This window comes from Azospirillum sp. Sh1, assembly GCF_008365135.1.
GTDB lineage: Bacteria > Pseudomonadota > Alphaproteobacteria > Azospirillales > Azospirillaceae > Azospirillum > Azospirillum oryzae.
In genome coordinates this window covers 1-12765 of the sequence record NZ_VTTK01000034.1, presented here as the reverse complement: position 1 = coordinate 12765, position 12765 = coordinate 1, and the positions used below count along the sequence as shown (strand labels likewise).

Here is a 12765-nt window from a genome sequence, read left to right as displayed (position 1 = left end):
TTCAACCCGATCCTCCGTCACCCCCGCGAAGGCGGGGGTCCAGGCTTCGCATCGCAGCACCCCGGCCCCTGCACCTGGATCCCCGCCTGCGCGGGGATGACGACCGGCGGAGACCGGGCCGGTTGGAAAAGAGCCGCATGACCCTCGACCCCGTCGCCCTTGCCCAGGACCTGATCCGCTGCCCCAGCGTCACGCCGCGCGATGACGGCGCATTGGGCGTGCTGGAGGCGGCGCTGACGCCGATGGGCTTCACCTGCCACCGCCTGCGCTTCCAGCAGGAGGGGACGGAGCCGGTGGAGAACCTCTATGCCCGGCTCGGCACCGAGGGACCCAACTTCTGCTTCGCCGGCCACACCGACGTGGTGCCGCCGGGCGACAAGGGCTGGACGGTCGACCCCTTCGCCGGCGAGGTGATGGGCGGGCGCCTGTTCGGCCGCGGTGCGGTGGACATGAAGGGCGCCATCGCCGCCTTCGTCGCCGCCGTATCGCGCCGGCTGCAGGACGGGCCGCCCGCCGGCTCGATCAGCCTGCTGATCACCGGCGACGAGGAAGGGGTCGCCATCAACGGCACCCGCAAGGTTCTGGACTGGCTGGCCGAGCGCGGCGAACGCATCGACGCCTGCGTGGTGGGGGAGCCGACCAACCCCAAGGCGCTGGGCGACATGATCAAGATCGGCCGGCGCGGCAGCCTGAGCGGCTTCCTGACCGTGTTCGGCGCGCAGGGCCACGTCGCCTATCCGCATCTGGCCGACAACCCGCTGCCGCGGCTGGTCCGCATGCTGGCCGCCATCACCGAGCATCCGATGGACGAGGGCACGGCGCATTTCCAGCCCTCCACCCTGGCGCTGACCACCATCGACGTCGGCAACAAGGCGACCAACGTCATCCCGGCCCAGGGAAAGGCGACCTTCAACATCCGCTTCAACGACGCCCACACCCCGGCCGGCATCGAGGCCTGGCTGCGCCGCACCTTCGACGCCGTCGGCGGCGCCTATGAGCTTGAGGTCTATTGCTCCGGCGACAGCTTCGTCACCCCGCCCGGCCCGCTGACCGAGCTGGTGGCGGAGGCGGTGGAGGGGGTGACCGGGCGCCGGCCGGAATATTCGACCACCGGCGGCACGTCGGACGCCCGCTTCATCAAGAATGTCTGCCCGGTGGTGGAATTCGGGCTGGTCGGCCAGACCATGCACAAGGTCGACGAATATTGTTCGGTGGAGGATCTGCGCCAGCTGACCGCCATCTACGAGTCCATCCTGAAGGGCGTGTTCACGCGCCTCGCCGGGTGAGGACTCCAACCGGGACGCCACAATGCCGCTGACCACCCCCGCCATCCTGTCCGCCCTGACCGGCGCATGGCGGCTGGCCCGCTTCGACCGGACGGGGATGGAGTTCTTCGACCGCACGCCGGACGGCGCGCTGAACTCCTTCTACGCCGCGCTGGTGGTTCTGCCGGCCTATGCCTTGCTGCTGGCGATCCGGCTGTGGGACCAGCTGGACGGCACGCCGATCCTGCAGCTGGTGACGGTGGAGGGCATCGCCTACGTCGTCAGCTGGACCGCCTTCCCGCTGGCCCTGTTCCGCATCGCCTCGCTGATGGGCAAGGAACAGCTCTATCCCGGCGCGCTGACCGCCTACAACTGGTCGGCGGTTGTGCAGATGGCGATCTACCTGCCGACCATCGTGCTGTCCGCCACCGGCCTGCTGCCCTCGGGAGTGTCCGAAGCGCTGGTCTTCGGCGTGATGATGGCGATGCTGACCTACCAGTGGTTCGTCCTGCGCACCGCCCTGTCGCTGTCTGGGTTGGCCGCCGCGGCGCTGGTGATGCTGGACCTGTTCCTGTCGGCGGCGATCAGCGATCTGGCGGACGGGATGTTGTAAGGTTCTGCCGACTTGCCCCCACCCTAACCCTCCCCCGCTGGGCGGGGGAGGGGACAAGCACTTGTGCGGGAGAGCAGCGGCAGTCCCTCCCCCGCCCAGCTCTCGCACAAAGCTATGCTTTGTGCTGACGCGGCAGGCGGACCATAGGTCCGCCGAGAGCGGGGGAGGTCAGGTGGGGGTTTAACTTCCCACTCATCACCCCTGCGTGCTGACGCCCGCCTCGGCGAAGGTCGCCATGCCGGCGTGGCAGGCGACGGCGGACTTCACGATGTTGATCGCCAGCGCCGCGCCGGAGCCCTCGCCCAGGCGCATGCCGAGATCGAGCAGCGGCTCCTTGCCGATGGCCTGCATCAGGCGGGTGTGCCCCGGCTCGACCGAGCGGTGGGCGACCATGCAGTGGTCGAGCGCGCGGCGGTCGGCCTTGTAGAGCACGGCGGCGGCGGCGGTGCAGGCGAAGCCGTCGAGCAGAACCGGAACGCGGGCGACGCGGGCGGCCAGGATGGCGCCGGCGATGGCGGCGAACTCGTAACCGCCCAGGCAGCGCAGCGCCTCGAACGGGTCGTCCTTGGCCTGCGGGTTGGCGGCGACGCCGGCCTCCACCGCGGCGATCTTGCGGGCGAGGCCCTCGTCGTCGATGCCGGTGCCGCGGCCGGTCCAGTCGGCCGCCTCGCCGCCGAACAGGGCGAGGCAGAGGGCCGCCGCCGAGGTCGAGTTGGCAATGCCCATCTCGCCCAGCGACAGCAGCTGGACGCCCATCTCCACCGCCATCATGCCGTAGGCCATGGTGCGGCAGCATTCCTCCTCACCCATGGCCGGGCCCTGGGTGAAGTCGGCGGTCGGGTTGTCCAGGTCCAGTTCGTAGACGCGGAGGTCGGCGTCGGCCACCTCGCAGAGCTGGTTGACCGCGGCGCCGCCGTTCTGGAAGTTGGCGACCATCTGCACCGTCACCTCGGCCGGATAGGCCGAGACGCCGCGGGCGGCGACGCCGTGGTTGCCGGCGAAGACGGCGACGCGCGGACGGCGGGCCTCGGCCGGGTGCTGGCCCTGCCAGGTCGCCATCCACTGCGCGATCTCCTCCAGCCGGCCGAGCGAGCCTGCCGGCTTGGTCAGCTGCCGTTCGCGCTGGAGGGCCGCGGTGCCGGCCTCCAGGTCGGGGCCGGGCAGGTTGCGCACGAGCGCGCGGATTTCCTCGAAGGTGACGGCGGGCTGCTGGTTGCTCATGATCGGTCCTGAGGGGTGAGCGCCAAAAAACGGCGCGACCTTGCACCCATCCGGCCGTCAAGTCAAAGCGCCAGCGTAGGGCATTTTGACCCCACCCCGCCCGGCCCGCGGACTGGCCGCCCCGGTCACGCCGCCTTGGCGACCCCGTCGGTCCCGGCGGCGCCCGCGGTGGCGGAGGCGACCGGCGTCGCCGATTCGGACCCGACGATCCGGCCAAGCCCCAGCCCGAAGCCCACGGCGACGCCGTTGCCGGCGGTCTGGTCGGTCCGCACCGGCTCGTCACGCATGCGGCGATGCTCCTTGTCGCGCAGGCGGGCCGGACGGCCGCTGACGCTGTCGACCTCGTCCGGGGTCTCCAGCGCGTTCAGCGCCAGCACCTGATAGATCGACAGCGGCGTGCCGTTCAGCGACTTGGCCGGCGCCATCGGCACCTGGGTGGTGAAGCCGTCCGGCATGTCCTGCTTGCGCACCGCGTCGTTCGCCACCTGGGCCGGAGCGAAGTTGGCCAGCGGGTTCTCCGAGAACTTCGAGGCGAAGCGGTCGTAGATCTCCTTCAGCGACTTCGCCTTGCCGGTGGCCTTGTCGTAGAAGACGTTCTTGTTGGCCGCCGCCGCGTCGGGGAAGACGTCGCGGGCGGCGCGGCCGGGGTTCTCCTGCATCGCGTTCAGGAACTTCGACGCGCCGCCGGCCCCCAGGAAATGCGCCATGTACAGCTCGGTCGAGCCGATCTTGCCGTCCACCGTCTCCTCCAGATACTCCTTGTTGTCGCGGGTGTATTCCGCGGCCATCAGGGCCGACGCGGTCGGGTCCTTGCGCAGTTCCAGGATCTCCTTCTTCATCTCCGGATCGGCGACATAGGGCCGGCCGTCGCCGCGGGTCTGGATGGCGCTGGCGTATTTGCCATAGCCATGGTCGGCGCCATGCTCCTTCATCGTCTGCAGCCAGGTGCTGTCGATGAACTGGTAGAGCCCGGTCGCCGAGGAGGAGGAGGACTTTATGTCCGTGCGGTACCCGCTCTCCACGGCAGCTTTTTCCATGAGGTAGGAAAAATCGACCCCCGTCTTCGCGCTGGCATTGCGCACGGCGGCCTCCACATTGGCCGGGCCACGGGTGGCGCTGGCGGCCTGGGTGGCTGCGTTGCTGAGGTTGCCGAGGGCGGAAGCGTAGGTCATGGGTCGATCCCCGTATGATGGCCCCGATGGGAGGCAGCCCTACCTATGCAGACGCCGTGCCAGTCGGGTGGAGCCTTGATGCGATTGCTTCCGGAGCCTAGCCTCGAGATCCCCTCTCCCCCGGGGAGAGGGAGATATTCGACGAGGCATCCCGCCCTCTCGCCAAGCGCCATCCGATGCTGTATGTTGACCTATAGGTAAACCAAACAATCTTTCCCTGGGAGACTCGCCCCGCCATGACCTACACCGCTCCGGTCGACGATCTGCGCTTCGTCCTGAACGAGGTGGTGGGCCTCGACGCCATCGCCGCCCTGCCCCATTGCGACAGCGCCGCCCCCGATCTGGTCGACGCCATCCTGGAGGAGGCCGGCAAATTCGCCTCCGGCGTGCTCGCCCCGCTGAACCGGGTGGGCGACAAGGAAGGGGCGAAGCTGGAGAACGGCGTCGTCCGCACCGCCACCGGCTGGAAGGAGGCCTATGGCCAGTTCACCGAAGCCGGCTGGAACAGCCTGCCCTTCGAGCCGGAGTATGGCGGGCAGGGCCTGCCCTGGACCGTCGCCTTCGCGGTGAACGAGATGTGGCAGGCCGCCAACCTGTCCTTCGGCCTGTGCCCGCTGCTGACCCAGGGCGCGGTGGACCTGCTGACCGAGCATGCGAGCGCCGAGCAGAAGGCCGTCTATCTGTCGAAGATGATCTCCGGCGAATGGACCGGGACGATGAACCTGACCGAACCGCAGGCGGGCAGCGACCTCGCCGCGGTGCGGACCAGGGCGGTGCGGGCCGACGACGGCAGCTATCGCATCACCGGCCAGAAGATCTTCATCACCTATGGCGAGCATGACCTGACGGAGAACATCGTCCATCTGGTCCTGGCCCGCCTGCCCGACGCCCCGGCCGGCATCAAGGGCATCAGCCTGTTCATCGTGCCGAAGTTCCTGCCCAAGCCCGACGGAACGCCGGGCGAGCGCAACGACCTGCGCTGCGCCAGCCTGGAGCACAAGCTGGGCATCATGGCCAGCCCGACCGCAGTGATGGCCTATGGCGACGACGAGGGCGCCATCGGCTACCTCGTCGGCGAGGAGAACCGCGGCATCGAATATATGTTCACGATGATGAACAACGCCCGTCTCGGCGTCGGCATCCAGGGCGTGGCGATTGCCGAGCGCGCCTATCAGCAGGCCCGCGACTACGCCAAGACCCGCGTGCAGAGCAAGGATCTGGCCGATCCCAAGGGGGCCGGCGTCGCCATCATCAAGCATCCGGACGTGCGCCGCATGCTGCTGGACATGCGCGCCAAGACCGAGGCCGCGCGAGCGCTGGCGCTCTATGCCGGCACGCAGTTGGACATCTCCCGCCACCACGAGGACCCGGCGGTGCGCGCAGCCGCCACCGCGCGGGTCGACGTGCTGACCCCGATCGTCAAGGCGTGGTCGACCGACATCGGCTGCGAGGTGGCCTCCACCGGCGTGCAGATCCATGGCGGCATGGGCTTCATCGAGGAGACCGGCGCCGCCCAGCATTACCGCGACGCCCGCATCACCCCGATCTATGAGGGCACCAACGGCATCCACGGCAACGACCTGACCTTCCGCAAGACCGGCCGCGACAAGGGCGCGGCGGCGAGAGCCTTCGTCGCCGACATGCGGGCGACGGTGGAGGAGCTGGGGTCCGCCCCCGGCGACGACCTCGCGGTGATCCGCACCGAACTGTCGGCCGGGCTGGACGCGCTGGACAAGGCCATCGACTGGATGGTCGCGACCCAGGCGGAGGGCGACCTGCAAGGGGCCGCCGCCGGTGCGGTGGCGTACCTGAAGCTGTGGGGCATTGTGGCCGGCGGCTGGATGCTCGCCCGGTCGGCGATGAAGGCGATGGAGGGCATGCGCCAGCCCGGCGCCAACGCCTCCTTCCTGGAAACCAAGCTGATCGTCGCGCGCTTCTACGCCGAGCAGGTGCTGGCGACCGCGCCCGCCCTGCTGCCGACCATCGCCAGCGCCCGCAACACGGTGATGGCGCTGAGCGAGGAGCAGTTCTGACGTTTGCAGCCCTGTTTCGCGGGGGTGGATGGAACGTTTGAAACACCGTGAAACGGTTTTCCGGGGGCCGTTCAACTGTTCAACGCCGCTCGTGCTGTGGCAGAGGGAGATATTGACGGGGCGGGAAACCGGTTGACGGGGGGCATGGGGACTCCGCGCGGGTGTAGGTTGTTAATCCTATAACTGAGGGTTGGTCCGGGCAATGCTTCGCGGCAAATCCGGCTCTGACGCCTCCTTCAAGCCTTCCCATTAGCCAATCACGCGCTCTGCTCCCTCTCCCGCCCCAGGAGAGGGCTTGTGCAGGCGCGCCCGTCCGTACACAACGCGTCCAGCTTGTTGTTTCATTCAATCACATGGCACGATGCGCGCAATTCTAATCAAGATCGCGCGTTCTCATGATCGATACCCTCTCCACATCCGTCGAAACGATCTGGGCATGGCTCAATGCCGGGCAGAATGCGGGAGCGGTGTCCGCGCTGCTGGCTGTAATGGCGCTCGCGGGCAGCGCGGGTGGCTGGCTTTGGCAGCGCAAATCCAAGGCGCCCACACCGGACCAGACCGGCGGCACCTATGTCAGCGCCAGCACCGGCGGCGTCGGTACGGGCGGTCCGATGACCGGCAATACCATCACGACGAACCATGGCCTGACACCTGAACACATCACAGCCTTGTTCGCGGGCGTGCGCGACCTGTCTCCTGCCACCGAAGAGAAGGCCGCCACCGAACTCTACGGCTGCTTCAGCCGGGCGGCACTATCATCGTTTTTCACCATCTTACGCGAACAGGAGGTTCCCGCCGAACAGCTTCCGGCCAAGCTGACCGAGATCGCTCTACGTCACCGCGAAGCACTGGACCGCCTAGCCGCCCTGCAACGCGAGTCGCCTGACGACCCGCAACGCCTAGCCAATGCCCGCGTAGCCATCGAGAAAGGTCAGTATGAACACGCAGACAGCCTCCTCGCTGCTATTGAAGAGGAGCAAGCCGCCGCGCGCACCAAAGCGCAGGCCAACGCCGATGACCTTGCCCGCCGCCAATCTGCTACTCGCGCCGAACGTGCGCGCTTGAGCGAGTTGCGCTTCGATCATCGCGGTGCCGCTGACCATTTCCTCGCCGCCGCTAATCTTCTGCCTCCTGGGGACATGGAAGACCGCGGCCACTATCTCGCCTCCTCCGCCGATGCCTTTCGGCAATACGGCGTAGAACGAGGGGATAACAACGTCTTACGCGCTTCCATCACCCGGTACCATGAGGCTCTGCTACCGCGTGATGGCTACCCTACTCTGTGGGCACGCGTTCAGAATAATCTTGGAACCGCTCTTCAAACGCTCGGAGAGCGTGAGGGCGACATCGCACTACACCTAGAAGCTGTCAATTCCTTCAACAACGCGTTACTTGAATATACCCGCGACCGCAGGCCCCTCGATTGGGCAATGACACAGAACAATCTTGGAAATGCCTTGCGAACGCTCGGGGAGCGCGAGAGAGGTAGTACTCGGTTGCTGCAAGCCGTGGACGCATTCAACAATGCTTTGCTCGAATACACCCGTAGCCGTGCGCCCCTCGACTGGGCGATGACACAGAACAATCTTGGAGGTGCACTCCAAGCACTAGGGGACCGTTATCGTGACAGTGCACGGCTGCTGGAAGCTGTAGAAGCCTATAATAACGCATTGCTAGAATGGACGCGCGACCGAGCACCCCTCGATTGGGCAATGACACAGAACAATCTTGGAGCCGCCCTCTCAATACTTGGGAAAATCGAAAAAAATAATATACGACTGCAGCAGGCTGTAGACGCCTACAACAACGCATTACTCGAATGGACGCGCGACCGCGCTCCGTTCAATTGGGCGGGCACACAGACGAATATGGGGAACACTTTGAGTATGCTGGCAAAACTGACTTGCAATACCGACAGCGCTAAACAAGCCGTTGCCGCCCAGGAAGCGGCGCTGGCGATGTTCACCCACCTAAACACCCCCTATTACATCACCGTTGCAACCGACAACCTCGCCGCCGCCCGCGCCACCCTCGCAAAGCTCGAAAGCAGCGCGGCCCCCGCCCCTCACCAGTAACGCATCGCATCCGCGTACAGCCCGCGCAGGTCGTCTTCCGACACCGGGCGCGGGGCGATGGTCAGCAGGCGTTGCTGGGCCGCCGCTCCCTTGACCAAGCCCGGAATGTCGGCCTCGCCATAGCCGAGCGCCGACAATCCGTTCGGCAGGCCGGTCGCCCGCATCATCGAGATCAGCCGCGTCGCCAGCAGTTCGCCGCCATCCTCCGGCGAGGCGCCGCGCGTGTCGGCCCCCAGCGCCTCGGCGGCGCGCAGATGGGCCTCCGGGGCGGCGGGGCCGGTGAAGCGGAAGGCGGCGGGGGCGTTCAGCACCACCGAGATGCCGTGCGGCACCATCGGGTCCACCGTCTCGTAGCCCGTCGCGGTGAAGCTGTGGTTCATCCCGGCCACCGAATAGGACATGGCGTGCGGGATGTGGACGCCGGCATTGCCGAAGGCCAGACCGGCCAGGGTCGCCGCGAACATCAGGGCGTCGCGCGCTTCCGCACAGTCGGGATCGTTGACCGCACGTTCCAGCCATTGCCCGCCCAGCCGGATCGCCTGCAGGCTGCCGATGTCGGACCACGGGTTGGCGCCCTGGTAGGGCGGACGGGCGGTCGGCGACTCCGGTTTCGGGCGGGAGCGGAAGGGGCGCGCGGTGTGGCTCTCGATGGCGTGGGTCAGCACGTCGAAGCCGGTCGCGGCGATGGCGCCGGGCGGCAGGCTGTCGATGGTGCGCGGATCGACGACAGCGAGGCTCGGCCGCAAAAAGCGCGAGGAGATGCCGGTCTTCACCTGCTTTTCCACATGGTCGAAGATGGAGACGCCGGTGGTCTCGCTGCCGGTGCCGCAGGTGGTCGGACAGGCGATGTGCGGCTTGACCGGGCCGGGGACCGGGATGCCCTCCCCCAGCGGCTTGTTGACGTAGGCGAGGAAGTCGGCCGGATATGTGGCGTAGAGGTTCGCCGCCTTGGCGGTGTCGATCACCGATCCGCCGCCGATCGAGACATAGCCGTCGAACCCGCCCTCCCTTGCGAAATCGGCGGCGTCGAGGAAGGACGCGCTGGTCGGCTCCACCCGGCAGCGGTCGAAGACCACCGGATCGACGCCGGCCCGCTTCAGCGACTCCAGCGCCATGGCGAAGGGCGCGGTTCCGGCAACCCGCGGGTCGGTGAACAGCGCCACCCGCGTCATGCCCAGCGACAGCGCGTCGCCACCCAATTCGGCCAGCATGCCGGGGCCGAACTTCATCCGCGCCGCCTCGACGGTGAAGCCCTCCTCGCCGTCGGGCAGGATGGGATAGGCGTTGCCGTGCGTGTCGCTTGCCATGAGCGCTGCTCCTCCGGTTGCACGGGCCGGGTTTGCCCCGGCCCATCCTTGCCCGTATGGGAGCGTCCCGCGCCCGGCCTGTCAATGAGTCCGTTGGTCCAACAGATCGTCTGTGGGTGGAAGCGGCGGCTCCGACGGCGCACCATCGGGAGGTGGACGCAGCAGCCGCTGATAGAGCCAGCCGGTGCCGACCAGACTGAGTCCGAGGCCGAGGAAGGAGGCGACGCGGTACATGCCCTCCAGGTCCGACATATCGCTGAGGAACACCTTGGCGACCACCGCCAGCACGAGAATAAGCCCGGCATGGCGCATCCAGCCCCAACCGAAGCGGATGCCCACCACCAGCATCGCCACCGCGAACAGCAGGAAGCCGGCGGAATAGCTGTACCATTCGGCGTCCGACATCTCGTAGCCGGACAGGATCGGCCCCTGGAAGGCGCGGCGGATCTCCAGCGCCAGATTGGTGGCGATCAGCAGCAGCGGCAGAACCGGCGCCGCGCTGCGCAAGGACCGCGACGGCGGCGGGTCGTACCAGAGATAGACCAGCCCCAGCACGGCCGGCGCGCCATAGGCCAGCAGCAGCCGGTTCACCACCGGCCAGGTACCGACCCATTCGTCGTTCCACAGCGGGTTCAGCGCCATCAGATGCAGGAAGACCGCGCTCAGGGCGGCCAGCAGCACCAGCAGGCGCCGGCCCCACACCGCGACGGGCCGCGCGCTCCACCGCCGGTCGGCCGCCAGCAGCAGGGCGAGGCCGAGCCAGGACAGCGTGTGCAGCGCCACCTCCGCCAGGGTTGACGGTGCGTCCTCCAGGCTGCCGGACATCCAGCGGTGGATGCCCAGCGACAGCATCAGGGTGGTGAAGATCAGGGCGCCGGCCTCCAGCACCATCACCACCAGATCGTCGCCCTTCCCATCCGGCGCCGACCGCATCCAGCGCGCCGCCGCCAGGAAGCCCAGCGCCGGCAGGCCATAACCGTAGGCGATCCAGCCATAGCCTTCATAATCCAGCACATACGGATTGACCGCCAGCCGCACCAGCACCGCGACCGCAACCAGCAGGGTGACGCCGCGCAGCTCGCGCAGGTTCAGCTGCCGCTCCAGCCATGCCAGCACCGGCACCTGCATCGCCAGCGCCACGGTCAGCCACGCCTCCTGCAAGACCATGGTGGCGCCCAGCGCGATGGCGCCGGTGGCTCCGGCGGCGAAGGCGGCCAGCCCCAGCGAGGCGCCCGGCCGGTGGCGGTGGCGGGCCAGCGGCGTGGTGGCGCCGACCAGCAGGGCGGCAAGCCCCAGCGCCGCGGCCGGCCAGCCGATGGCGGTCTCCGGCGGCGCCACCACGGCATAGGCCAGCGTCAGCAGGGCCAGCGGCACCAACGCCGACAGCGACGCCCACAGGGCCGCCCGCCGCGCGTCCCACAGGGCAATGAAGCCGCCGATGCCGAACAGGCCGGCGAATCCGGCCGCCACCCACAGGAAATGTGCGACCGCCGCCGGGTAGCCGGCCGGATCGATGACGATCAGCGGCTGGCCCTCCGCGTTCAGCGGCGGCGGGCCGGCGGGGACATAGGGCAGGCTCCAGGGCGCCAGGGACAGCAGCACGCTCAGCGCGGCGATCCAGGCGACGCCGGCGATCCGCTCCGTCCGCCGGCCGGCGACCATCGCCAGCAGGGCGAACAGGCCGAGCGCAATCAGCGACACCGTGCCGTGGTCGTCGATCCAGGTGACGGCGGCGACCAGCAGGCCGAACACCCGCATCGCCATCATCGCCAGCCGGTCGGCGGGATGGCGCTGCTTGCGCCGGATCCAGTCGGGCAGCGCGCGGCGCCAGCCGGTGGCGGGTGCGGGCTCGGGCGGCGTCTGGTCCAGCACGCCCAGCACCGCCGGCACCAGGAACAGCGCCGAGGTCAGCAGCAGATAGAGACCGGTCGGCAGCGCGTCGCCGCTGCGCCAGGGGTCGATCAGCCAGAGCAGCGGCCATAGCGCGGCACCGGACAGCGCCCCCCAGCCGAGCCAGCGCCAGCCGCGATACAGCACCACCGCCATCCCGGCCCCGTTCAGCGCCAGCAGATAGGCGAACAGGCCCCAGGCGTCGGGATTGTCCGTCGACACCAGCAGGGGCGAGACATAACCGGCCAGCAGCCCCAGCGCCGCGATGAGCGGCCCCTGCAGCAGCGACAGCCCGATGCCGATCAGCGACAGGGCGGCCAGCAGCGCGAAGGCGACCAGCGGCGCGAACAGGCCGAACAGGGCGAAGCCGCCATAGACGCTGATGAAGGCGGTGAACAGGCCGGCGGCGGTCAGGGCCGGCGGCACGTAATCCGGCTGCAGGGCGGCGACGGCGCGCTGCATCGGCCGGCGGCGCAGCCACTCGCCCCCCACCATCAGCCCGAAGCCGGCAAGCAGCCCGAGCGCGACGCGGACGCTCGGCCCGAGCCAGCCATGGTCGACCGATAGTTTGATGAAGAAGGCCGCCGCCAGTGCCATGGTGCCGCCGCCGAGCCAGATCAGCCAGCGCGAGGCAAGCGATTCCTCCAACTCTCGCCAGCCCGTTCGCGCCCGGGCCGGTGCGGCGGGTGCCGGTGGCGGAGGGGCCGCCGGTTCTTCCGCTTCGGACGCGAAGACCGGCTCGCCGATTTCCTCTTCGGGAAGCGCTTCGACCTCCGGGACCGGCGCCTCGGCGGCTGCGGCCTCGGTGGCGGCGATCGGCAGGGCGCCTGCCAGCGCCTTGTCCAGCCTGCCGCGCAGCAACGCGATTTCAGCCGCCTGGACCTTCAACCGCCGGTCCAGCCGGTGGGTGATGAAGCCGAAGATCAGCAGTAGAACGACGAACTCCATGACCGCACCGCCTGCGCGACGTTGCCCCTCTATCGGGGGCGTTTTGCCGCAGCATAGCCTTGCAACAATGCACTGTCTCGGTCGTGCTGGAGGCTCATCCATTTGTGGATCAGGAGGAATTTTGAACCACTTCGCATCGGATCTCAATCATGGGCCTTCCTCGGCCGTCATTCCCGCGAAGGCGCACTGCTGTCCGGGATTTTCAGGGCTCGGCCAGTTTGAGGCTGAGTTGGCGGTCTGG

Annotated in this window: 8 protein-coding genes; 4 read left to right on the top strand and 4 right to left on the bottom strand. The window is 68.3% G+C overall.

All coding sequences use genetic code 11. From position 1 onward, the window contains the following. Positions 1-137: 137 nt before the first annotated feature. Together dapE and FZ029_RS25670 are read left to right on the top strand one after the other, a co-directional pair. Positions 138-1286: a succinyl-diaminopimelate desuccinylase gene (dapE, locus tag FZ029_RS25675; RefSeq protein ID WP_149197606.1), complete on the top strand. Its 1149-nt coding sequence runs from the start codon at positions 138-140 to the stop codon at positions 1284-1286. Positions 1287-1308: 22 nt separating this feature from the next. Continuing rightward, entirely contained in the window at positions 1309-1878 is a 570-nt protein-coding gene (locus tag FZ029_RS25670) for a hypothetical protein (RefSeq protein WP_149272528.1), read from the top strand. Positions 1879-2073: 195 nt separating this feature from the next. Here the strand turns inward: FZ029_RS25670 and cobT are convergent, their stop codons facing one another. Together cobT and FZ029_RS25660 are read right to left on the bottom strand one after the other, a co-directional pair. Next, positions 2074-3099 (bottom strand): nicotinate-nucleotide--dimethylbenzimidazole phosphoribosyltransferase, encoded by a 1026-nt coding sequence (cobT, locus tag FZ029_RS25665; RefSeq protein WP_149197608.1) that lies wholly within the window; start codon positions 3097-3099, stop codon positions 2074-2076. 125 nt (positions 3100-3224) lie between these two features. Beyond that, positions 3225-4271: a lytic transglycosylase domain-containing protein gene (locus tag FZ029_RS25660; protein WP_149272527.1), complete on the bottom strand. Its 1047-nt coding sequence runs from the start codon at positions 4269-4271 to the stop codon at positions 3225-3227. Positions 4272-4507: 236 nt separating this feature from the next. On the opposite strand from FZ029_RS25660, the gene FZ029_RS25655 reads away from it, so the two are divergent. Beyond that, positions 4508-6304, top strand: a complete 1797-nt coding sequence (locus FZ029_RS25655; protein WP_149272526.1) for an acyl-CoA dehydrogenase — start codon at positions 4508-4510, stop codon at positions 6302-6304. 395 nt (positions 6305-6699) lie between these two features. Further along, positions 6700-8379, top strand: a complete 1680-nt coding sequence (locus FZ029_RS25650) for a tetratricopeptide repeat protein (protein WP_149272525.1) — start codon at positions 6700-6702, stop codon at positions 8377-8379. On the opposite strand, the gene FZ029_RS25645 is transcribed toward FZ029_RS25650, so the two are convergent. Both FZ029_RS25645 and FZ029_RS25640 read right to left on the bottom strand, forming a co-directional pair. Then, positions 8370-9686, bottom strand: a complete 1317-nt coding sequence (locus tag FZ029_RS25645; protein WP_149272524.1) for a hydroxyacid-oxoacid transhydrogenase — start codon at positions 9684-9686, stop codon at positions 8370-8372. The genes FZ029_RS25650 and FZ029_RS25645 overlap by 10 nt on opposite strands. An 81-nt stretch (positions 9687-9767) precedes the next feature. After that, positions 9768-12524: a DUF2339 domain-containing protein gene (locus FZ029_RS25640; protein WP_149272523.1), complete on the bottom strand. Its 2757-nt coding sequence runs from the start codon at positions 12522-12524 to the stop codon at positions 9768-9770. Positions 12525-12765: the final 241 nt, after the last annotated feature.

Bases quoted from the DNA above. Each gene is read 5' to 3' on its own strand.
- cobT (WP_149197608.1), bottom strand. From the start codon at position 3,099: ATGAGCAACCAGCAGCCCGCCGTCACCTTCGAGGAAATCCGCGCGCTC.
- FZ029_RS25645 (WP_149272524.1), bottom strand. From the start codon at position 9,686: ATGGCAAGCGACACGCACGGCAACGCCTATCCCATCCTGCCCGACGGC.
- FZ029_RS25650 (WP_149272525.1), top strand. From the start codon at position 6,700: ATGATCGATACCCTCTCCACATCCGTCGAAACGATCTGGGCATGGCTC.
- FZ029_RS25640 (WP_149272523.1), bottom strand. From the start codon at position 12,524: ATGGAGTTCGTCGTTCTACTGCTGATCTTCGGCTTCATCACCCACCGG.
- FZ029_RS25660 (WP_149272527.1), bottom strand. From the start codon at position 4,271: ATGACCTACGCTTCCGCCCTCGGCAACCTCAGCAACGCAGCCACCCAG.
- FZ029_RS25655 (WP_149272526.1), top strand. From the start codon at position 4,508: ATGACCTACACCGCTCCGGTCGACGATCTGCGCTTCGTCCTGAACGAG.
- FZ029_RS25670 (WP_149272528.1), top strand. From the start codon at position 1,309: ATGCCGCTGACCACCCCCGCCATCCTGTCCGCCCTGACCGGCGCATGG.
- dapE (WP_149197606.1), top strand. From the start codon at position 138: ATGACCCTCGACCCCGTCGCCCTTGCCCAGGACCTGATCCGCTGCCCC.